20 protein-coding genes and 1 pseudogene are annotated in these 21,459 nt (G+C 37.4%); 5 read left to right on the top strand and 16 right to left on the bottom strand.

Features of this window, described 5'->3' with window-relative positions:
* Positions 1-10: 10 nt before the first annotated feature.
* The 8 genes from ACYP5M_RS00525 to ACYP5M_RS00490 all read right to left on the bottom strand — a co-directional run bounded on the left by ACYP5M_RS00525 (position 11) and on the right by ACYP5M_RS00490 (position 7,813).
* On the bottom strand, positions 11-883 hold the full coding sequence (locus ACYP5M_RS00525; RefSeq protein ID WP_230178322.1) for a Cof-type HAD-IIB family hydrolase: 873 nt from the start codon (positions 881-883) through the stop codon (positions 11-13).
* Positions 884-1,007: 124 nt separating this feature from the next.
* A complete protein-coding gene (locus tag ACYP5M_RS00520) occupies positions 1,008-1,790 on the bottom strand; it encodes a DeoR/GlpR family DNA-binding transcription regulator (protein WP_101221538.1) in 783 nt (260 codons plus the stop codon).
* A gap of 26 nt (positions 1,791-1,816) precedes the next feature.
* Positions 1,817-2,830 (bottom strand): ABC transporter ATP-binding protein, encoded by a 1,014-nt coding sequence (locus ACYP5M_RS00515; RefSeq protein WP_459734470.1) that lies wholly within the window; start codon positions 2,828-2,830, stop codon positions 1,817-1,819.
* Positions 2,831-2,898: 68 nt separating this feature from the next.
* A complete protein-coding gene (locus tag ACYP5M_RS00510) occupies positions 2,899-3,702 on the bottom strand; it encodes an ABC transporter permease (protein WP_252269337.1) in 804 nt (267 codons plus the stop codon).
* Positions 3,699-4,553 carry an ABC transporter permease gene (locus tag ACYP5M_RS00505; protein WP_459734469.1) on the bottom strand — a complete coding sequence of 285 codons (855 nt, stop codon included), beginning with the start codon at positions 4,551-4,553 and terminating at the stop codon, positions 3,699-3,701. Before ACYP5M_RS00505 ends, ACYP5M_RS00510 begins: the two co-directional genes overlap by 4 nt.
* A 100-nt stretch (positions 4,554-4,653) precedes the next feature.
* A complete protein-coding gene (locus ACYP5M_RS00500; protein WP_101221535.1) occupies positions 4,654-5,487 on the bottom strand; it encodes an alkaline phosphatase family protein in 834 nt (277 codons plus the stop codon).
* Positions 5,477-6,589: an ABC transporter substrate-binding protein gene (locus tag ACYP5M_RS00495; protein ID WP_459734468.1), complete on the bottom strand. Its 1,113-nt coding sequence runs from the start codon at positions 6,587-6,589 to the stop codon at positions 5,477-5,479. The genes ACYP5M_RS00500 and ACYP5M_RS00495 overlap by 11 nt, the downstream gene beginning before the upstream one ends.
* Before the next feature lie 1,017 nt (positions 6,590-7,606).
* The gene (locus ACYP5M_RS00490; protein ID WP_101221533.1) at positions 7,607-7,813 is read right to left on the bottom strand and encodes a hypothetical protein; all 207 of its coding nucleotides are present in this window, start codon (positions 7,811-7,813) and stop codon (positions 7,607-7,609) included.
* A 301-nt stretch (positions 7,814-8,114) separates the two neighbouring features.
* Here ACYP5M_RS00490 and ACYP5M_RS00485 point away from each other — a divergent pair, with 301 nt between their 5' ends.
* Positions 8,115-8,615: a DinB family protein gene (locus tag ACYP5M_RS00485; RefSeq protein WP_434169181.1), complete on the top strand. Its 501-nt coding sequence runs from the start codon at positions 8,115-8,117 to the stop codon at positions 8,613-8,615.
* A 42-nt stretch (positions 8,616-8,657) separates the two neighbouring features.
* A complete protein-coding gene (locus ACYP5M_RS00480) occupies positions 8,658-8,828 on the top strand; it encodes a hypothetical protein (protein ID WP_434169180.1) in 171 nt (56 codons plus the stop codon).
* Between the two features lie 36 nt (positions 8,829-8,864).
* Here the strand turns inward: ACYP5M_RS00480 and ACYP5M_RS00475 are convergent, their stop codons facing one another.
* The 5 genes from ACYP5M_RS00475 to ACYP5M_RS00455 all read right to left on the bottom strand — a co-directional run bounded on the left by ACYP5M_RS00475 (position 8,865) and on the right by ACYP5M_RS00455 (position 13,837).
* Complete coding sequence (locus tag ACYP5M_RS00475) at positions 8,865-9,593, bottom strand: GntR family transcriptional regulator (protein WP_459734467.1); 729 nt, start codon at positions 9,591-9,593, stop codon at positions 8,865-8,867.
* A 67-nt stretch (positions 9,594-9,660) separates the two neighbouring features.
* On the bottom strand, positions 9,661-10,443 hold the full coding sequence (gene frlD / locus ACYP5M_RS00470) for a fructoselysine 6-kinase (RefSeq protein WP_230178315.1): 783 nt from the start codon (positions 10,441-10,443) through the stop codon (positions 9,661-9,663).
* Positions 10,444-10,500: 57 nt separating this feature from the next.
* Entirely contained in the window at positions 10,501-11,514 is a 1,014-nt protein-coding gene (locus ACYP5M_RS00465; protein ID WP_101221529.1) for an SIS domain-containing protein, read from the bottom strand.
* Positions 11,515-11,650: 136 nt separating this feature from the next.
* Positions 11,651-12,994 (bottom strand): amino acid permease, encoded by a 1,344-nt coding sequence (locus ACYP5M_RS00460; protein ID WP_260357176.1) that lies wholly within the window; start codon positions 12,992-12,994, stop codon positions 11,651-11,653.
* Positions 12,995-13,018: 24 nt separating this feature from the next.
* Positions 13,019-13,837 carry a TIM barrel protein gene (locus tag ACYP5M_RS00455; protein ID WP_459734466.1) on the bottom strand — a complete coding sequence of 273 codons (819 nt, stop codon included), beginning with the start codon at positions 13,835-13,837 and terminating at the stop codon, positions 13,019-13,021.
* 519 nt (positions 13,838-14,356) lie between these two features.
* Here ACYP5M_RS00455 and ACYP5M_RS00450 point away from each other — a divergent pair.
* The 3 genes from ACYP5M_RS00450 (at position 14,357) to ACYP5M_RS00440 (ending at position 17,719) form a co-directional block, all read left to right on the top strand.
* Positions 14,357-15,847: a DHA2 family efflux MFS transporter permease subunit gene (locus ACYP5M_RS00450; RefSeq protein WP_230178311.1), complete on the top strand. Its 1,491-nt coding sequence runs from the start codon at positions 14,357-14,359 to the stop codon at positions 15,845-15,847.
* A gap of 319 nt (positions 15,848-16,166) precedes the next feature.
* On the top strand, positions 16,167-16,748 hold the full coding sequence (locus ACYP5M_RS00445) for a YitT family protein (RefSeq protein WP_459734465.1): 582 nt from the start codon (positions 16,167-16,169) through the stop codon (positions 16,746-16,748).
* A gap of 572 nt (positions 16,749-17,320) precedes the next feature.
* Positions 17,321-17,719 carry a DoxX family protein gene (locus ACYP5M_RS00440; protein ID WP_434169175.1) on the top strand — a complete coding sequence of 133 codons (399 nt, stop codon included), beginning with the start codon at positions 17,321-17,323 and terminating at the stop codon, positions 17,717-17,719.
* A 145-nt stretch (positions 17,720-17,864) separates the two neighbouring features.
* Here the strand turns inward: ACYP5M_RS00440 and ACYP5M_RS00435 are convergent, their stop codons facing one another.
* The 3 genes and pseudogenes from ACYP5M_RS00435 to ACYP5M_RS00425 form a co-directional block, all read right to left on the bottom strand.
* The gene (locus tag ACYP5M_RS00435; protein WP_230178309.1) at positions 17,865-18,500 is read right to left on the bottom strand and encodes a class D sortase; all 636 of its coding nucleotides are present in this window, start codon (positions 18,498-18,500) and stop codon (positions 17,865-17,867) included.
* Position 18,501: 1 nt separating this feature from the next.
* Positions 18,502-19,911, bottom strand: a complete 1,410-nt coding sequence (locus ACYP5M_RS00430; RefSeq protein WP_459734464.1) for a processed acidic surface protein — start codon at positions 19,909-19,911, stop codon at positions 18,502-18,504.
* Positions 19,912-20,299: 388 nt separating this feature from the next.
* Positions 20,300-21,066, bottom strand: a pseudogene (locus tag ACYP5M_RS00425) (SUMF1/EgtB/PvdO family nonheme iron enzyme); the annotation flags it as partial.
* Between the last annotated feature and the right edge of the window lie 393 nt (positions 21,067-21,459).

The following is a 21,459-nucleotide window of genomic DNA, read 5'->3' as shown; positions in this document are numbered from 1 at the left end:
GCATTGACACTTATTTTTGAACCACGAAGTTCTCCATATATCGATGAATCGCATAAGCTACCCCATTTTCATCATTTTTAAGGGTTGTCGTTGTACAAGCATTTTTTATGACATCTTTTGCATTTCCCATCGCTACGCTGTATCCAACTTTCTGAAACATGGATAAATCATTGTTGCTGTCCCCGATTGCCATAGCCTTATCTAATGAGCCATTCATCAAGAAAGCCAATTTTTCAAGGGCAATTCCTTTTGAAGCTCTTTTACTGGTAATTTCAATGTTATGATCAGCAGATGAAACGACCATCAACTCACCAAAATTTTCGAATTGGTTCCAGGCTTCCTCTAATTTATTTTCATCAAAAGAACATGCTAAAATGTTATAGAATTCCTCCTCCTGTTTTAAGATATCATTATAGTTTTCAACTAAAACATATCCAAACTGGTCAAATTGCCTTTCCGCTATTTCAACTAATTCTTTCATATCTGGATTCAAATCTGCGCTTTTCAAACTTTTAATCTCATTATGGAACTGTTCTCTTCCTTTTTTAAGAGTATAGATGGCTTTATCAGTGAACACTTCGTAATAATAATTCCGTTCATCTAACCATTGGAGAATAGATTCAACACGATCTTTAGTTATCGTAATAGAAGAAATGCACTTTGCGCTTTTTGAATGAATGGTTGCGCCATTTGTCCCGATTACAAATGGGGATATCCCGGCTTTTTCACAAATTGTTTGAACGTCAAAATAAGCCCGTCCTGTTGAGATAACTACTTCAAAGCCTCTATTTTGGGCATATTGAATCGCCTTTATATTTTCTTCACTAATTTCATTCTTGTCGTTTAATAATGTTCCGTCTAAATCTATCGCAATGAAACTCATGCTATATAGCTCCTTTTCTCATTCTATCTATTAAATTTTCTTTCTAGCTTTTTTTCTGCTATCAACAAAAATCTATTCAAAAAGAGAGTACTCCCTCTTCCATCTCGATATATCCTTTTATGGGCTATGCTTGAATCCAATTGATTTCCTCTAATTTAGAATCATTTCTCCATTCCTCTGGAAATGGTTGCTCGCAGACAATCACATCTACTTTTTCTAGAGGACAAACTTTACAAAAGGTGTCGACACCAATTTTAGAGTAATCCGTTAGCAATATGACGTGCTTTGATACCTCGACCATTTTGCGTGAAACTAATGTTTCACGTAAATGATAATTACTAACGCCACTTTGAATGGAAACGCCACCAGCTGAAATGAACGCTTTATCAATATTAAATTGATTTAACATTTGTTCAGTGAGACCCCCGCATATGGATTGATGCTTTGGATCAATTTGTCCTCCAAGTAATAGAATTTGTCCTGTAAATTTATTTTGATTGAGCAATTCAGTCAACACAGACGACACAGGAAGAGAATTGGTTAAAATCGTAATGTCTTTTTTATTTTCAATACACTGTGCAAATTCAAGCATGGTTGTACCTACATCAATGGCAATCACATCTCCATTGGAAATGAGTTCCACCGCTTTTTTCCCAACCTTGATTTTCGCTTCTTGATTCACCGTTGTACGCTGTGTAAATGGAGGCTCCTCAAATTCAAAGACTGTTTTAATCGCTCCACCGTAAACCCTCTTTAACAGTCCTTTTTCCTCTAATATCATCAAATCGCGTCGAATCGTTTCCTCTGAAACATTAAATAGATCTACTAATTCTATAACTTTTACTTTTCCCATTTTGTTAAGTTCTTTTAAAATTTCATTCTTTCTTTCTTCAGGCAATACAGACATATTTCTCCCCCTAAATCATCAATACTTTATAAAATAATGCATTCTTTCTTCGGTACAAGAATTTGAACGCGTGCTCCTTGCTCAAACATTTCCCCACGGTGGTGAAGATAGTCTACATGAAAAGCGCACTCCTCTGTTTCTACTTCATACCTTAAAACATTACCTGCCATGGAGACATCCTTAATAAATCCTTTAATCCCCCAATTCTCTTGTAAGTCCAAGCTGTCCTCACCAACAGAAACTAATTGTAAAACTTCTGGACGAATGGCAACTTCATTCCCTTTTAATTCTTTGGTGCGAACAAGTTTTCGGAAAACTTCCATATTACAGACATTATAATTCCCGATAAATTTTGCAACAAATGTATTGACTGGAGAAGTATAAATTTCTGAAGGAGAACCGGATTGTACAACTTGTCCTTTATTCATGACAAAAATTCGATCAGACATCGTCATTGCTTCTTCCTGATCATGTGTAACAAAAATAGTTGTGATATCTAATTCTTTCTGTATTCTCTTTAATTCTTTTTGCAAACTTTTTCTAATTTTAGCATCTAATGCGCTTAACGGCTCATCCAGAAGCAATACTTTTGGCTCCATGACAAGCGCGCGGGCAAGAGCAACCCTCTGCTGTTGTCCACCAGATAACTGATGAGGATAAGACTCTTCTTTTCCTATTAAATCAACCATATCAATCATATTTTTCACTTTTGACTTAAGATTTTTCACCTTTTTCATTTTAAGGCCGTAAGCGATATTATCAAAAACATTCATATTCGGGAAAAGCGCATAAGACTGAAACACCATACCGACTTCACGCTGACGCGGTGATAAATCAGTAATATCTTTTCCATCAATTAAGATTCTTCCTACATCAACGTCTTCAAGTCCCGCAATGGAACGTAATAATGTACTTTTTCCACACCCGCTTTGCCCAAGAAGTGTAGCAAATTCACCTTTTTTTAATGTTAAAGAAATATTATTTAAAACTAATTGACTGTCATATCCCTTAGTCACTTGTTCGATGGTTACATAGCTCATTAGTTTTCACCTTCTAAAGTAGTATTTTATGACGGTATTTTTCTTAAAAAAATGAAGGAATTCGCTTCTTATTTTGACCCGACAGGATTTCTTTTGTTTCTAAACGTAAGCTTTAATACAGTCCCAGTTAAAAGTAAAATCATTGAATAATAGGTTATAACAATTGCACTTGTTAAGTGACCACTGCTGTTTAGTTTGTCGGATAGATAAATTTGAAGGGTTTCGAATCGGCCCCCGACAAGCAAATTGGCAAAAGCAAACTCACTAAATAAAAGAGAGACAGATAATAAGGTAGACACTAAAATTCCAGATATAATATTTGGAAACACCACCGTACGAAAGGCTTGGAATTTTGTGGCACCAAGTAATTCAGCTGCATCAACAAGTTGTACAGCATTAAGCGTACGAAGACTGTTACGAATTCCTTGATACATAAAAGGTAGAATGGTTATGAAATAAGCACCAATTAAAATCCAAGGTGTTCCGGCAATTTGAATCGGTCCAGCAGAATATAGCTTGATTAATCCAACGGCTCCAACAATCGGAGGAACTCCATAAGGAAGCATGGCAGCGGCTTGGAGTAATCCTTCCCATTTACTGAAATATACCGTGATAATAAAAATTGTCGGAAGCATAATAACAACACTAAGACCTACAGACATGACAATTAAAAACAGTGTTCGTCGGAAAGCATCATAAAACCGTTCATCTTGAAACAATTCAATATACCATTTCAATGTATAACTCTCAGGTAAAATCGTATGATCCCATTTACCAGCAATCGAGAATAAAAGTGTTCCTACAAGCGGAATTAATAAATACATAACTAGTAATCCAACAAACAATTTATGAAATGTCAATGAAGACTTCATCGTAAATCCCTCCTAACTTTACGCATCATTCGTTCATTGAACCACATCGCCCCTATCATGGTCGTTGCTAGAAGGACTCCCAATGCACTACCTAGCTGCGGCTTTAATGCAACATCGCTAGCAACTAGAGAAGCAATTTGTAATGACAATATGTTATAGTTGCTGCCGACCAATGCATAGGCTGTAGCGTATGCTCCCATCGCATTAGCAAACAAAATACTGAATGTACCTACAATACTAGGTAAAAGAACTGGAACCCCTATACGAAGCCAAAATGAAAATGTTGTCCCTCCTAATAATGAAGAGGCTTCTCTCCATTGTTGCTTAATTCCTTGATAAGACGGGTAAATGAGCATAACGGCAAGCGGAATTTGAAAATAAATATAAACAAGAATGAGGCCTGTCCAGGAATATAAATTAAAATCTGCAAACAGGTCCCAACCAATCTTGGCAAAAAGTAACGTAAACAACCCATTGTTTCCTAGTAAGATAATATATGAAAATGAAAGGGGAATCCCTTCAAAGTTCGAAGTCATATTGGTAATCATCAGTAGTCGGTTTTGTATTTTTTGAGAGAACTTTGTAAATGAATAGGCTGCAATGACTGCTACAATCACAGAAGTTATAGCAGAAAATAAAGAAATGACCAGGCTATTTTTAATGGCTTGTAAGTAAAATTCACTTTTGAATATGGTTAAGTATTGATTAATCGTAACTTGAATTCCATCATCTGCATAAAAACTATTTTTAATCATTGCCACTAATGGTCCTATCTCAAATCCAATCACAAACATAATAAATGGCAGTAAAAGAGCTAGTAAGTAAACTTTTTGTTTTTTTATTTTTCGCAAGACTTCTCGCTCCTCTATATTCTCTAACAATTTGGGAATTGGTCTAACAGTACATTCGTTCAACCAATTCCAGTCAATCTTCAATCATCATTTAATGTTTTTACAGGGTGACTTTTCCTTTCAGACCTGGAAATTGATATGAAATCATTTTATCGGACGGCTCAATATTTAATAGTTCACAAACGAGTGGTGCAAAAGCTAATTGCGGAACCACTTCACCATAAATGCCAGGCTCAACTTTTGGACTAATGATAAAGAGCGGTACATCACGTTCACCATCAGTTATGCCGCCATGGTTGCCATATTCACTCATGCCATGATCCGATGTAATTAATATGTGGTAACCTTCTTTGATCCAAATTGGCAATAGTTGTGCCAACAAGCTTCCCATTTTTAGGATTTGCTCACGATATTCTTTTGATTCCGAACCAAAAATTTCTCCTTTTACATCTACACCGAGCGGATGAATATATAAAAAGTGAGGGTCATACTTTCTGCGTAAAGCTTCTGCATCCATTAACACATGGCTATCTGGATAGTCATCGTCCCAATAAAATTTTCCGTATTGAATTGGATTGGATTCATCTTCTTGCTCACGGTCTTCAATAAAATGGAATGGCGCACGATTATAAAGTTCGCTTACCCAGTAATAGGACACTGTTCCGTTTCTTAACCCGTTTTCTTTCGTAAGATGAAAGAGACTTTTCTCAGTAGATAAACGAACGGCTTGATTGGACGTAATCCCATTTATTGAAGCCGGCGTACCTGTTAACAACACTTCATATAATGGACGGGAAAGACTTGGAAGCTCCGACTTAACTTTGTAAAGTGACGCTTGATTCGTTTCGACTAAATGCTGAATAAATCCCAGCGCTTCGCATGCTTTATCGTATCTCATACCATCAACAACAATTGCTATTACTTTATTTGACATGGACTAACACCTTTTCTTGCCAAAGCTGCGGTAAACCTTTAGCCGTTTCTTCCCAAGCTTTGTAATCTTCAATTGGTTTCGCATTTTTATACTGTTCTTCTGGAACCATTTTTTCAGCTACTTCTTTCGGAAGTTCTACATCGCGAATAGGTCGGGCAAACCCTTTAGCTAAATTAATTTGTCCTTCATCACTTAAAATATATTCTCTAGTTGCCATTGCCGCATGCGGATGCTTGGCAAATTTGTTAATAATGGTTGCGTAGCCGCTTACGACTGAACCTTCACTTGGAATGATCACTTCAAATTGATCGCGGTCAATTTGGTCAGCGTAACCAAGAGCATTAAAATCCCAAACAAGTGCAACTTCCACTTCCCCTTTTTCGATGTTAGCCGGCTTGGCATCAGTCAAGCTAAGGCGGCCTTGCTTGGCAAGCTTCGCAAAATAGTCAATTCCTGGTTGGAGATTTGTTTCATCACCGCCGTAAGCGATAGCGGCAGCAAGTACCGCCATTTGATTCTGTGTACCACGCTGTACATCTCCAACTGTTACTTTATAATCCCCTTTTAATATGTCATCCCAAGATTTAGGCGGGTTTTCTACTAATTCTTTATTAGTAAAGAATGCAATCGTTCCTTGGTAGCCAACAACCCAATCTCCATTGTCATCTTTTGCCCACTCAGGTACCTCGTCCCAATAGGAAGTTTTATATGGCATCGTTAATTCTTTTTGTTCCGCGATTGGCCCAAAGGAAATCCCTACATCGCCGATATCGGCTGTTGCATTCTCTCCTTCAGATTCCATTTTGGCAATCTCTTCGGCACTGGACAAATCTGTATCATTGTGTTCCAATGAATATTTTTTCATCACTTCATTCCAAGTTTCTCCCCAGTTAGCCCATGAATCAGGCATACCGACACTATTAATAGTCCCCTCTTCTTTTGCCTTTGTTTCAATTTCTTTCAAGGTTAACGAACTTGGATCCTTAACCACTGAAGCAGCCTCCTCATTAGTAGCTCCACAAGCAGCTAATCCCAGTACACTCACCCCTGACATCAAAGCTTGAATAGACTTGTAACAATTCTTCTTGAATGTGCGATTCATAAAAAGTGCCTCCATTTAGTGTGGAATCTTTAATGTTTATTACTGTTTATTACGGTTTAATCATAATCAGAAAACATTAATCCCACATAAACCAAATGTTAAGATTTTGTAAACCTGCTCTTTATTTCTCCAACTCATCAGCTTTTATCTTCATAAGCATTAACAACAGTCCGCAAACAGGACCAAGTAAAGACAAGTCTATAAAAGAGAATGTGAAAAATTTTCATTAAAAACATATCATCCTTTTCCCCTTCTTTTTAGCTCGCCGTTAACAAAACTCCATATTAGCTAAATACCTTTTCATGCAAAAAAAATCTCTTGATACAAGAGAGTTTTACATAGATATTATTAAACAGATAGAATTATCAATGTTTGGCTATAAATAATAATTGGTATCCCGCTTCCTCCCTAACTCTTCACCTGAGACGAATCTCTGATAAACCTTAATTTTTGAATTTTTTTGCAAAATCTCCATAAGGGTGAAGTAGATTCAACGACTGTTCAAAAAAAATTCAATTGAATAAACGCCAATAAAGCGCTCCAAAAATGGAGCGCTTTATTGGCGTTTATCTACCCAAGCACTTTAATCATTGCGTCCCCCTAGCCACTACCTGAGGAAGGGACTGAAATTCCTATAACATGGAATGTTGTATACAATACATATTCTATCGTGGTCTATTTCAAAATATTTAAAATCCTTCCGACCGTGCGCAGAAACCTACTAGAAAGCTTAGATAAATTGGGCTGAAACCACGGTATTTCAAATTTTCATAGCTTTTTGAAGACAAAGATTTTGCTTGATTAATTATACCCATTTTCTTTATTCCAATCACCATTACAACTGCTGAAGCAAGATCGAATTTTCCTCTCTCCTTACATTTACATTTATTAATATAAGGAGGAGGCTCATTTTAGGTTTTCTTTATTTATTTTCACTTTTAAACTTTATGAATTTCGTTCTATTGAAGGAGAAAATTTTAGATACGTAACATTCGATCAATCTTCAAAAGGATGCAATTACATTGATTCATAGTCTTTTATTTCAAATTCATTTAAGGGCCGATTAATCGACTTACTCAATTTTTTAATAAGCTCTTGGTAATCCTTAGTATCATTTGGATCAATACCTTCTCTGACGTTTAGTATCTCGTATCGGTCATACTGTTCTGGAATAAGTTTTCCGTCTACATGGATATAAAGCCTATATTTAATCCTCAGATTCATATTACCATCTCCTTTACTATCAGTTCGATATAGGGAGCTATTTTCCTGCAAGAAAAAATGCCTATATGTGATGCTCCATTAGCTATTCATTTAATAATCAATGTTCGTAGTTCGTATTATCTCTTATTTTTATACATTTTACATTTATGGTGAGCACATATACCGGGAGAATCTTCAGGAGGAATTGTTATATATATTAGAGAACAACATATTAATGAATGTACTGGATTGAATTCACCTGTATACTTTTGTTCTCACTGCATGAATTGTTCAAAACGAAAAAACTATGGAGGTTTTTTAAATGAATCACCCCGAGCAAGAAATGTATAACTATCACGCGTGGGCAAATGGAGTCATCATCGATCGGTTAAATGAACTTCCACAGCACATTTACCATAAGGAAATTCAGACTGGTTTTTCGTCGGTATCAAAAGTGTTGTCTCATATTTATCTCACAGATTTTGCGTGGTTTGACATTATCTCAGGTAAAAGTATGAATGAAGCAATGGCATCTTCTAATCAATTAAAAGAAGCGGTGGAAAAGAAAAGCATTGAGGAAATGAAAAAAACATTTATAGACTTATACGAAAGAAACAAAGTACTTCTGAGTACAGAGGATATGGAAAAGGTAATTGTCGTGGATAACCCGTATGCCGGATTGCTTGAAACTACCATTTCCGAATCGGTATTACACATTGTCACTCACGGATCATATCATCGTGGCAATATAGCTACCATGTTACGGCAAATGGGGCACACTTCCGTTATGCAAGATTTTGGCCTTTATCTTTATGCAAAATAAAACACCAAACTATACCCGATTCCTGATTAAGGAGATTAATAGATGGATGAACTAGTTGGCTCTTGTGTTCGCTGTGCAAGTGATGTATATTGTACGGCTGGTTTCCTGAACGGCATTCTGTTAGATAACAAGAAAATCTTATGTTTTAATTGTAAGGATATTTTAAATGCGATGACCGAAGAAGAAAGATTGGAGGAGGAAAATCAAAACTAGATATTTAAATAGGTCATGCCAAATTATTGGCATGACCTATTTTGCCCGATGAACGGTCAGATTGACCTTGTTGGTTTCACACATGAAGGTTGAGAGATGAACAGGTTCGTCGTTTGCATCGAAAGCAATCTTCACTATTCTAAATAAATTTGCGCCAATATCGCATTCTAAATATTTAGCATAGATTTTTGTAGCACCAATCACGTCGATAATTTTATCGTTACTGACTATTTCTGTATGGTAATCTTCCAAAAGGATCTTATAAGTTGATTCATCCCTTGCAATCTTCTTTTCTAAATCCGGAAAACGAAGTAACGAATAATGAGCGGTATCGTAGAAAAGCGGACGCTCATCTACATACATGAGTCGCTCAAGTTCGAGAACGGGGCTTCCTTCTTCAATGAGGAGATGACCTGCAACTTCTTTTGGTGCGGCTATGACCTCACTTCGTAAAATCCGGGAATTCGGTATCTTCCCCAGCTGATGACTAAACTCTGAGAATCCACTTATGGATAACAACTCATTATGAAACTTATTAGATGCAACAAAGGTACCCCTGCGCGGAATACGTGTCAGTGTTCCATCCTTCACCAATTCCTCTATTGCTTTTCGTATGGTAATGCGGCTAACGTTATAAGTTTCACAAAGCTCTGCTTCGGTTGGGATCTGATCATCTGGTTTGTATTTACCGTTCTGAATATCATTCTTCAACATTTGCCTTATTTGCATATATAGTGGCTGGGGGGTTGAAGGATTTAAATTCATATTAGATTCATCCTTATCCGTCAAATTTTATTATTTATTACCTATTATACATTATTTCCATTCCCAGTCACCACGCACCGAAATAGCTAATTGTTTTCGCAGCAGACTCTGTGCCCAATTCTAAACAATTGCCGATGGAATGGCCTTTCAATATTCCATAAATAAAACCGGAAATGAAGGAGTCCCCCGCCCCCATCGTATCCACCACATTCGCTTCAACGACACCGCATTGATAAAATTGAATGCCGTCATAGGCAAGTGAACCATTTTCACCTAAAGTGGCGACCGCAATTTTAGGTCCTTGATTTTTTACATCCTTTAAAAATTTGCGGATAAAAGCATCGTCCTTCGTATAAGAGAAAAAAGGATAATCAATAAACTGCGGTAAAGTCTTCACTAAATCGTGATCTAGCTGATCTGAGAAATCAAAAGACGTGAGCATTCCTTTTTCTTTAAAAAAGGAATAGTACTTATCCGCATGTCCCCAAATCCCTGAATGTATAAGCTGATATGTTTGAATGTAATGGAGTTCTTCCGTCGTTAAACAGAAATGTTCCATGACACCTTCGTCGTATTCTCCAAACCTGCGGTCATTTCCTACCATTTCAACAAAAGTAACAGCTGTTTTTCCTTCTTTCCGCGAAAGATGGGAAATATCAACACCTTTTTCCTGAATCGCTTTAACCATCTTTTCACTGTATTGATCGGAGCCCACCCAGCCAATATAAGCAGATTCAGCACCTAACCCTTTTAAATAGACAGCCACATTTAAAGGATTACCGCCAGGATAGACCTCCCCGCTCTTTTGATAGACATCCATACAGTTATCTCCGACTGTAACCGTTCTCATCATTTTCCCCCGCTTTCTTTAAAATTAAGAGCACTACTAAGTAGTGCTCCACATATCTTAATATTCCATTTGGCGATAGTATCTTCTAAGTGTTAATGGATGATTTCTTTCACGCTCAAGGTAAACGCTGATTCGACTTAATACCGACCAGTTAATACTAACAGAAAAGTGCTTTCTGAATTCTTCGCTGATACCGTCCATTTCAAAGCTTTTGGTATCAATAACCGTTAAATTTTTAGAGATATTTTCTACAAATCTCTCTACACGGTCCATCAGCGGTCTAGTTTCATCTTCTCCTTTTAGTAAAATAACACTTGTATCTTCTACAACAAGTTCAAGCGTACCATGGAAAAACTCTGCCGCGTGGATGGATTTCGCCTGGATCCATTGCATCTCCTCTAAAATGCACATGGCATATGAATAAGTGTTTCCCCATAGGTTACCAGAACCGACCATCATGTGGTAATCCGTGTCTTTATGTGCAATGGCAAATTCCTCTGCCTTTTTGTCAAAAGATTTAACGGCATCTAGAATTGCACGCGGAAGTAGAGAAACCTCCTTCGTGAATTGTTCATATTGCGGGAATTCATTATTGTTATGCATGAAACGGAAGACGACCATGTACAAAAGCATAAAGAAAGTATCAAAAGAGTGCGTTTCAGAACCTGTCGTTATACAGTAATCTGCAATTTGTGTTAACGGAGTATTTGGCTCTGCAACTAAAGCTATTGTAGTGGCGCCTTTTTCTTTACAATATTCAGCCGCTGCAACTGTTTCTTGAGTAGTCCCGGATACAGATGTAAAAATACAGACTGAATCTTTGCTGAAATGCTTATGATTCATCACCATGAACTCAGCAGCAATTTCTGCATGGACATCGATGGTAGAATTTGACTTTAAAATGTATTCATACGGATACATCATGGCTATGGTGCCACCAGCGCCGATCAGAAAAATATTGCTGTAGCCCCTTTTGGTGATTCCATCTACGATTTCTTCAATCTGGCCTCTAAAAGCAAGGCCCTCTTTTTCTACAAGATTTAGAAATAACTCTTCATCAAACTTTAGCATCAACAGCTTCCTCCCATATCCCTGTATATTTGTTATGTCTTGTATTATATCTAAACATAATAATTTGTACAATTGTTTTATTTTAAATTTTAGTGCGTTTGACAAAAGAAGGCCCAACTTCCCTTAACACATTCTGCTAAGCCACGATATCGCTGTCGTTATTTTTCTTGGATCCATATTTCCTTTCCCAATAATAGTAAACCGGCAGACCTGTTGCGATGACGATCAATGCTGCAATCACTCCTTGAATAGGCGCCCAAGTAAAAGTTCCCCAAGCCAGCCATGATGCTCCAAGAATAGCTAACACCGTCGTTAATCTCCACATTGGCATACGATAGATTGGGTTATAATCATCCCTCTTACGACATTTATAAACAGCGGCAAAGTCCATAATGTTAATAACCAATTGAATCAGTGTGAAATAGCCAAGTAACACCGTTAAATTACTGAAGCACACAAGAATACATGCATACGTAACCTGAACGATGATGGAGAAGCTTGGAGTTTCATATTTAGGATGGACCTTCGCAAAGCGTTGAAAGAATAGTCCGTCCTTTGCCATTGCATACTCAAGGCGGGGCTGAAACATTATGCAAGAGCTCAACGAACCCAAGATAACAATAATCGCTGTAATGGCCACAAATGATGATGCAATATCCGATAATCCCGGAATATATTTTACAGCTTCGGAAACAGCCGCATTGGAGTTGATTAATTCTTCAAATGGCATCAAGCCGATGACACAAATGGCTAGCAGCGTATATAAAGCCAACACGATGAATACCGAACTAATAAGAGCTCGGGGAAGTATTTTCCCTGGATTTTTGAACTCCCCAGCCATGAAACAAATCGCAGCCATTCCCGTATATGCCCATGTGGTTGCAGATACACCGCCTATCAAACTTGACTTCTGAGCACCAGGAGCTGGGGTATAAGCAAAGTTTTCAGGGTTCATATACATTATTCCAAGCACAATGACGATCAGGAAAGGAATGATCTTGATAGCCGTGATAATGACCTGGAAAAGACCTCCTTCTTTTACACTTCGATAATGAATCGATGTGATTAGCAGGATGATTGCAATACCCAATAATTTTCCGGCAACTCCCGAGAAAAATGGGAAAAAGGTTGCTAAATAAGAAACAAGCGCTAAAGCCATTATCGATATGGATGGAGGATCCAACGCCCAGAAAGTGGCCCATCCATATAAAAATGCCAAAGGCCTCCACCCAGCTTTATTTAAATAAACGTAACCGCTTCCATTTTGGGGGTATGCGGTCGATAACTCGGCCAGCACCATTACTTGAGGTATGGCAATCACCCCGCCTATTATCCAGGCTAGAATAGAAATGGAAGGAGTACCCGCAGCCCTTGCAACATCACCAGATGAGACAAAAATACCCGATCCTATAGTAGTTCCAACAGCAATAGCTAGAGCAGACCAAAAACCCAGTTTTCGTGTAAGTGTGCCATTACTCATAAAGAGTTCCTCCAAATTAGATGATTAAATTCCCAATTCCCTTACTTTTTCAATAGATTTCATAATTGCATCGCTTGGATTTTGATAATAATTTGATCCCATAATCTCTAGAGTACAACTTCCTTTGTAACCATGGCTTTTAAGACTCGTTAAATATTCTCTCCAATTTAAAACACCATCATCTAGTGCCAAATGCGTATCTGATTGACCATCTCCATCGATTAGGTGAAAATGGCTTAATTCGGGAAGGAAGGAAAAGTACTCATCAGGTGTTTCACCTGCCAGTTGCATGGAAACTGTATCTATCATTCCTTTTAGCGAAGGAGATTGGATTTCCTCTAACATTTTCTTTAACCCCTTAGAGTCAATTACCAGATTGGATTCATATTTTGTCAATGGCTCTAAAGCAAGAATCAAACCTTCCTTCTCAGCTACTTTGGTTAATTGAAAGATTGAGTCACTTGCATACTTCCATGATTCCTCCTGTGAAACAGAAAAGTCCCCTATTCCAGAAGTGATAAGCATCATGTTTGTGTCTAACTCCAGCGCGGCGTAAAGATTCTCCATAAAATATTCAATGCTTTTTTTTCGCCAATGAGCATCCGAGGATGCAATGTTATAAGGATAGATACATTGTTCTGGAGTATAGCAGATGATTTTCATATTTCTAGATTTAAGTTCCCTTCTCAAACACCTTATATTTCCTAGTATGTTGCGATAAACATACAAATGCGGCTCCCCACCCCATAATTCAATGCTTTTAATCTCAAGTTTGTCCATGCATTCCAAAAAATAATGAAAAGGGAAATGCCTAAAAGTGATATTCATCCCTGCAATATTCAATTCTTTCACCCCCTCAAAACGACTTTTTATTTGTTATGTTTTGTATTATAATTAACCAATACATTGATTGCAATATATATTTTGAATATTTAAAAAATAAACATTCGGAAAATGCGGAAAAGTCGTGATTTTATTGTTCATCACACCTTTTTATAAATTATCTATTTTTTAGTGACTACGAATGATAGAATGTTAAAGTATTTATACCTAGTGCAAAAATTTCTCTGGTACATTGTAAGTATTATGTTGGTGATTATTGTTTGAAATATGATATACCTGTAGAATGGATGTTAGCCTGGGGGATTTCCATGAGAATGTATCCTGAAATATTGTCAAGTTAGTGGTTAATAAAGAATAAACACCTCAAAAAAAGCGTAAATTGAGATTCCTTAAATGGTGTATTTTATTGGAAAATATAGGTTAGTTTTTACACTAATACTTCGTGAGACGAATTAGTTTCTTTAAAAATAGCAGACAGTACAATTTGTACTATCCTAGCGGAAAGGACGTGCCATAATAATGAATCACGAAAAAACAGCCATCACTAAAATTCGTACAGGCCCCATGTTTGCGGTGATGCTGGCTGGTGCTCTAGTCGCTTTCTTAAATCAGACCTTAATCAATATCGCATTGCCTCAATTAATGACTCATTTTGACATATCAGCTGCAACAGCTAATTGGCTTACTACAATCTTCTTATTGGTCAATGGGATTGTCATCCCGATTACCGCTTTCTTAATGGAACGATTCAATACAAGACAATTATATCTTGCTTCGATGGGACTCTTTGCATTAGGAACATTTTTATGTGGGATTGCCCCCAGCTTCTCCGTCTTATTGATCGGACGTGTGGTTCAAGCTGCTGGTGCGGGGATTTTGTTCCCGTTGATTACAAATGTAATTTTCACTTTATTTCCACCTAACAGACGCGGTTTTGCAATGGGCATATTTGGTATCGCGATGAATTTTGCCCCAGCTGTAGGACCAACATTATCAGGATGGATTATCCAAAACTATTCATGGCGGGTTCTGTTTTTTATCATTTTCCCATTCGCCCTGCTTGACTTCATCTTTGCCATTTTCATCATTAAAAAAGTAGGGAAAACCAGCCGGCCTAAACTCGATAAACTGGGTGTAATTCTATCCACTATCGGATTCGGCGGAGTTCTATATGGATTTGCTACAGGCGGCACCAAGGGCTGGGGCAGCCCTGAGGTACTGATGATGTTCCTTGTTGGAGGAATCAGTTTAGCTTTATTTGTCTGGAGGCAATTCACTGTATCTCATCCCATTTTGGAGTTTAGAATTTTCCGGTATCGGATGTTCACTTTAACGACAATCATCAACATCATCGCAACTATGGGTATGTTCTCCGGAATGATCATCATGCCAATCTATATGCAGAATATCCGTGGGTTTACTCCGATGGAATCCGGTCTCATGCTATTGCCTGGCGGGATTTTAATGGGGATCATGTCTCCTATCACCGGAAAGCTGTTTGATCGATTTGGTGCAAGATGGCTTGCGGTGAGCGGACTTGCCATCACTATCATTACAACGTACCTTTTAACGCGGCTTGAAACAGATACGTCCTATTCTTATGTGGTATGGGTATATACGATTAGAATGTTCGGAATGTCGATACTGATGATGCCTATCTTCACAGCTGGATTAAATGAATTGGCACTTAGCCTAAACAAATATGGAACAGCAATGGTCAATACATTGAGAATGGTAGCAGGCGCTGTTGGCATGGCATTCTTTGTGTCCATCATGACAAACCAGGGAACGAAACATGTACAGGAAATCTTATCTCAAAGGAATATATCACCAGATAATACATCACAAATGGCGATGGCCATTAAACAAGGCAGCGTAATGGGAGTGGATGATGCATTCATGATCGCAACAGGTTTGACCATAGTTGCATTCATACTTGCCTTTTATATTCGGCAAACATCACCACAAGAAGATACCATTACAAATCGCCTATCAAAAAAAAGCTTTTAATAATCAAGGCTAAATCAACCTATTTTCCAAGGTAAAAAAATTCTTATATTATTAAACTGACTTGCCCCATGAAGACATATAAATGCAAAAAAAAGAGACACTTTTTAAGAGTGTCTCTTTTTTTTGCCCAAATTACTTCCTGGCCTCCAGGAGACGGCCTTTATTATGACCCAGTGTAATCCCATGTCTCTTCAGAATATCTTCTGAAGAACAAAGCCAACAATTCACAAATTGTACCGGTACTTTAAATATGCTGAGTATATATTTACATTCCTCTCATATATTTTAAGATAATGATTTGGACAAGGGGAATGTATTAATGAAAAAGTTAGTTACTCTGCTTTTTTCAAGTTTTTGCATTGGAATTGGTATTAACCTGTTTATCGTTCCCATTCATCTAATAAATGGCGGGATATTTGGAATAAGTTTGTTAATCAAATATGTGTGGGGAATCCAGGTTGGACATACCATGATTATGATCAATATTCCCATATACCTTCTATCTCTTCTATACGATAAATCTTATTTCTTTAATGCCATCCTTGGGTTAGCTTTTACATCAACCATTATCGATTGGTTAACACCACTAAACGGTTTGATTCATCTACCGATCATAACAAGTGCCATTATCGGTGGAATGACGATTGGGATTGGTGTTGGTTTTATGCTGAGACAACATATTAGCCCCGGTGGAGTGGATTTACTAGCACTATTAATCTCTAAAGCTACAGCAACTAATCCTGGAATTATTATTTTTATCATTGATTCTCTCATAGTAATTGCCGGAATTATTATATTGAAAGACTTAAAGTTAATGTATTCCCTCATCACGATTTCCTGTGTCGGGTTATGCGTCATTTTAATCAATTCTTTTAAATCAATAAACTTTTTTACAAGATAAAGCCATACCTGCATGTGTCAAATACAGTGTTGGCAATGTTCACTATACATATCGACCAAAACCTCAGGAATAAAAGCAGCAAAGCTAATCATGGAATATTCTTGAAATTTTTTATCAAAATGCAGTGGTTAAAGCAGCCACTGCCTTTTACATTAAAGAAAACTCCAAAATCACCTTCAAGCAGTAGACTTTTGGAATAGAACAATTGGGCAAACGATAATCTTAATTCATGATTTTGTGATCAACTCTTTCTTAAGGATGTAAAAGATCAAACGGAGGAAATCCTCTCTAATTTTAAGAAATTTGCGGCACTCCTGCCGTAAAACTGGCTAGCCGAGTACCGTAGACGCTTGCTTTGATGCGGCTTGGCAGACAGTCGCTCGTTTACTCGGATTTCGTGCTACACTGGTGATTTCGCGCCGTTTACTCGTGAATTTTGCTGTTTTACTCGTGAATTCAGCATATTCACTCTTGATATTACCGTTGATGTTAATAATTTGTTACAGAAAGCATTAATAAAAGGAATGTGGAATATGATTAGAATGTCAATCTAAGGGAGGGAATGAGAATAGATGAAAAAAACAAAAATTATATATTGGATTTTCACAGGGCTTTTAGTGGCACTAATGGTTTTGGGTTCTATTCCGGATATAATGTCTGTTCCCGATGCAGTCGCCTTATTTAATCATTTAGGTTATCCTACCTACCTCCTACCCTTTATTGGAATTGCCAAATTATTAGGTGTCGTGGCAATACTTATTCCTGGCTTTCCGAGAATCAAGGAATGGGCTTATGCAGGTTTTGTATTTGATTTGACGGGTGCCATGTATTCAAGCATATCAGTGGGCGACCCTGCCAGTGGATGGCTGCTTTTCATTATCGGATATATTTTGATAGCCGGCTCTTATATTTATCATCATAAAATATTAAAATCCGCTTCAGTGAGTAATAAGGATAACCTAACAATATAAATAAATTAGCAATGAAAAAACATCGATATCGGTGTTTTTTCATTTGGTTATAGTGACTTTCACCTTCGTTTTCTTTTCTAAAAAGAAATTAAAAGAGTCCCAATAGGTTTCCTTATTGGGACTCTTGTTTTTAGAAATTAGATGATTAACTTACTGTTTTTGAAGTCAAATAAGCGACAAGTATATAGCGTTCAGGTGCTGACCCGATATAATCAAAGGGGTAACAGGTACTGACGGTTAGCGTTGCCCGTGGCTTTGGTACGATTACGGTTCGATCATCCTCATCCACAATTCGAACTTTTTTGATTTTGTATGTGAACTCTCCTGCCGATGTTGTTACTATCAACAAATCTCCTTCGCCAACTTGCCCGAGTTTACGGAATACCGTATCTCTATGACCGGAAAGAACGGAATTGTCATTTTCACCAGGTAGCACACTTCCTGCAAAGTGACCAACGCCTTTTTCCAATTCATCCTCGTTTGTGCCATGGAAAATAGGGAGTTTTGTTTTTAGTTTGGGTATATACAATTCCCCGATTTCTTCACCCGTTTCAGGGCGGACAGGATATAGCTCTTTCTTTGTTGTTTTATTACTTGCTGGCTTATCACTTGGTGTTTTCTGTACTGTTTCATTTACTTGACTACTTGGAGCATGAGTCTTGTAAAGAAAGTAGCCTTTTGCAAACTTATACATATTGGATGTGGAAAACCAAATCCCAAATAAAATGATGGCAATAGTACAAGAAAGCAGCAGGAGCCGCTTTTTCTTTAATTGTTTCATATTAAGCTTTCCTAATTTTTCGATACATCAAGCTTCCGATCAAGACAAGAAATAATCCTAAAAGGGCGCTAGGTAAATAATCGGAAGCGGTATTTGGCAGTTTAGCCCCTTTTACGGTTTGTTGTTCTGAAGTAGTATTGGTACTGATCTTTTGTTTTACTGGTTTAGCAATTGGAGCCTTTTCAATGGTTTTTTGCACCTCTTTTGCAGATTCCTTTATTTGCCCGCCTGCATTGGTAAGAGTATCAGAATCGACCATTTCACCTGTTATTAAAAGATCAGCCAAGAACTTCCCGTCAGTATTATATATCATTATTTTCAGGTTAGCACCCTTCAATTCTTCCAATTTCATTAAATCTAAAAGGGATACAGGCGATTCCGAGCCACTTTTCACAAGGGAATAGGAAACATTAAGCTTAAAGATGGAAAGTAACTCTTCATAGATTGAGGCCATTTCAGCTATCTGTTCAGCTGTAAGCTCGGTTGCTACATCAAATTCCTCGAAAGCCATCATGCGGTTGCCCAATTCTTCAAGTTGCTTGACTGTTTCCGGGTTGGAAAGATGGTCTTCCAAAGACATCAAGTGGTCTTCAAGCCGCTCTAATTCCTCTTCCGTTAGACCGAGTTCCTGCTCGAAAATAGGAAGAAGATCTTCAGCAACTTCGCCATCAATCCCGCCACCAGTAAGGTTCCAAACAGTTTCTTCAAGATTATCTATGTATATATAATCGTTAATATTTTCACCATTTTCTTCTAACATTTGAAGCAAGGCTTGTTTATCCAATCCATAATTCTCAATAAAATAGTCTAAGTTGCTTAGATCTGCCTTTATGACGTCACCTAGGAATTCGCTAAGCTCTTCGACAGATTCAAATTCTTCCAGGCTAAAATCATAGAGTTCCAATGACGCTTCGATATCTTCCTTTGTTACTTGGAAGCCTCTTTCCTTGCTAACCTTGGCTAAATAATTGACTAATTCTTTGTCAAAGTTCGGATCGCGTTCAAAATCGCCCTCTTCTGTATAGAAATAAACAGCTTCATCGAGGTCCCAGATAAAGATATAATCGTCTAGTTCTTCACCATTTTCGTGTAATAGATTAATCAGGCTCTCATTGGTTAGATTATAATCATCATAGATGGCATCTAAATTACTTAAATCTGCCTTAATGACTTCGCCCAAGGCTTCTTTAAGATCACCAATAGATTCAAAGTTTTTAATACTTTCGTCGTAAAAAGAAAGAGATGTTTCAATATCATCCTTTGTCACTTGAAACCCCCTGACAAGGCTTACCTCTTTTAAATACTTTGTAAGTTCCTGCTCAAAATTTTTGCTTGGTGCTGCCGATGCTAATTGCGGGAATAAGCTAATTAACAACGTAAATGAAACTAAAATCGTCCACAGTTTTTTCATACTTTTCTCCTATTCATAACATTTCATATGTTTCTAGAAAATTATAAGGTAATAACAATAATTTAACAATGAAGTTATTTTTTCCACTAACGGAAAATTGCTATTTTACTTGCTTTGTAAACTAGCTTTTGCAGCATTTATTTCATATAAAGACGTATTTCTTCCTATTGATATATCGATTACAAAGAGAGGGATTAAAGCACTCCCGCTACTGTGACTCCAGATAAAAGAATTATTAATATTGTATGGGAAACATAACTTAGCTGAAGCAAAATGAATATAAATTCACCACCGGGCTACATCAATTTCAAGTAAAGTAGTCAGTCTATAAGTATCAGACCTCATATCCTATAAATATGCACTTTGACAAAACAAAAAAAAGACATAATCAACCCTTGAATGGTAGATTATGTCCGAGACACCTAATGCTCCTTCTTTCTATATCAATATCCTCAGCACATCGGAAACCCAAATTCCTGATGAACTATCCGGGGTATTGGAGCTTCGGGCAGCGACACGATATCTGTTACAAAATGATTTATGGCATAGGTAAGATCCCCCCTTTCATCACATGTGCTGTGCCTATTTCAGGACCAGCAGGATCATTGCTGATTTTTGCCTGTGAATGTACTTTTGAAAACCAATCCGAACACCATTCCCACACATTTCCGGATACATTGTATAAACCAAACCCATTCGGTGAAAATGCATCTACAGGAGCAGTTGAAAGATAGCTATCTTCCACTGTATTTTCTACTGGAAACTTTCCTTGCCAAATATTACAGTGGTGTTCCCCATTATAGGTAAGTTTATTTCCCCAGGGATATTTCTTCTTCACTAGGCCATCGCGTCGTTCCATGATATGTGGACGTCCGGGTGATCCATCCACTCCACAATGGATGAATCTGGACCTTCGGGATGCTTCCAGTAAGCTCCCTCCACCGCAAACCACCATGGCGCTTCCTTTGGTGAATGAAATACTCGTTTCTTCATCTCCTTAGAAAGCAATAAGTGAAACACAAAAGATCATCCATAACGTTCTGCCTCCGTAATATATCCTGTATCTTCTATAAAGTCTTGAAAATGTGCATTTGTGACAGCATAACGGTCGATCGCAAAAGGTTTTACGTATACTTTACGAATCGTCCCTTCCCCATGGCTATAGAGTGTTTATTTAATGAGGTCCCCGTATCATATCTAAGACTACTTAAATAAAAAAATGAATCAGGAAGTTAAGCAGCATTACCTGATCCATTATTATTATTTTATTTCCTTTATTGAATTCCTTTTACCTTGTTAAATAAAGAATATAGATATTTTACGCAAAGATAAATTGTTTACCATCTCCCACTCCTTTGAAATTATCTAGGTGTACTCACCCGTACAAACCTCCTAGGGCCGATACGTTGTTTAAAACATAAAAGGAGACCGACAGCCCCCTTTGCAAGTTAATTATTTTGTTCGCTAATCCAATCATTTAACTTCATCTGTAATGATTCCTGGTTAGTTAATCCATATCCAGCTTGTGAATTATAAGAGTAGTCACCA

Source organism: Peribacillus sp. N1 (genome assembly GCF_054600815.1).
Note: the sequence above shows the minus strand (reverse complement) of the source record. Positions and strands in the feature narration are given on the sequence as shown.

Bases quoted from the DNA above. Each gene is read 5' to 3' on its own strand.
- ACYP5M_RS00525 (WP_230178322.1), bottom strand. From the start codon at position 883: ATGAGTTTCATTGCGATAGATTTAGACGGAACATTATTAAACGACAAG.
- ACYP5M_RS00520 (WP_101221538.1), bottom strand. From the start codon at position 1,790: ATGTCTGTATTGCCTGAAGAAAGAAAGAATGAAATTTTAAAAGAACTT.
- ACYP5M_RS00515 (WP_459734470.1), bottom strand. From the start codon at position 2,830: ATGAGCTATGTAACCATCGAACAAGTGACTAAGGGATATGACAGTCAA.
- ACYP5M_RS00510 (WP_252269337.1), bottom strand. From the start codon at position 3,702: ATGAAGTCTTCATTGACATTTCATAAATTGTTTGTTGGATTACTAGTT.
- ACYP5M_RS00500 (WP_101221535.1), bottom strand. From the start codon at position 5,487: ATGTCAAATAAAGTAATAGCAATTGTTGTTGATGGTATGAGATACGAT.
- ACYP5M_RS00495 (WP_459734468.1), bottom strand. From the start codon at position 6,589: ATGAATCGCACATTCAAGAAGAATTGTTACAAGTCTATTCAAGCTTTG.
- ACYP5M_RS00490 (WP_101221533.1), bottom strand. From the start codon at position 7,813: ATGAATCTGAGGATTAAATATAGGCTTTATATCCATGTAGACGGAAAA.
- ACYP5M_RS00485 (WP_434169181.1), top strand. From the start codon at position 8,115: ATGAATCACCCCGAGCAAGAAATGTATAACTATCACGCGTGGGCAAAT.
- ACYP5M_RS00480 (WP_434169180.1), top strand. From the start codon at position 8,658: ATGGATGAACTAGTTGGCTCTTGTGTTCGCTGTGCAAGTGATGTATAT.
- ACYP5M_RS00475 (WP_459734467.1), bottom strand. From the start codon at position 9,593: ATGAATTTAAATCCTTCAACCCCCCAGCCACTATATATGCAAATAAGG.
- frlD (WP_230178315.1), bottom strand. From the start codon at position 10,443: ATGAGAACGGTTACAGTCGGAGATAACTGTATGGATGTCTATCAAAAG.
- ACYP5M_RS00465 (WP_101221529.1), bottom strand. From the start codon at position 11,514: ATGCTAAAGTTTGATGAAGAGTTATTTCTAAATCTTGTAGAAAAAGAG.
- ACYP5M_RS00460 (WP_260357176.1), bottom strand. From the start codon at position 12,994: ATGAGTAATGGCACACTTACACGAAAACTGGGTTTTTGGTCTGCTCTA.
- ACYP5M_RS00450 (WP_230178311.1), top strand. From the start codon at position 14,357: ATGAATCACGAAAAAACAGCCATCACTAAAATTCGTACAGGCCCCATG.
- ACYP5M_RS00445 (WP_459734465.1), top strand. From the start codon at position 16,167: ATGAAAAAGTTAGTTACTCTGCTTTTTTCAAGTTTTTGCATTGGAATT.
- ACYP5M_RS00440 (WP_434169175.1), top strand. From the start codon at position 17,321: ATGAAAAAAACAAAAATTATATATTGGATTTTCACAGGGCTTTTAGTG.
- ACYP5M_RS00435 (WP_230178309.1), bottom strand. From the start codon at position 18,500: ATGAAACAATTAAAGAAAAAGCGGCTCCTGCTGCTTTCTTGTACTATT.
- ACYP5M_RS00430 (WP_459734464.1), bottom strand. From the start codon at position 19,911: ATGAAAAAACTGTGGACGATTTTAGTTTCATTTACGTTGTTAATTAGC.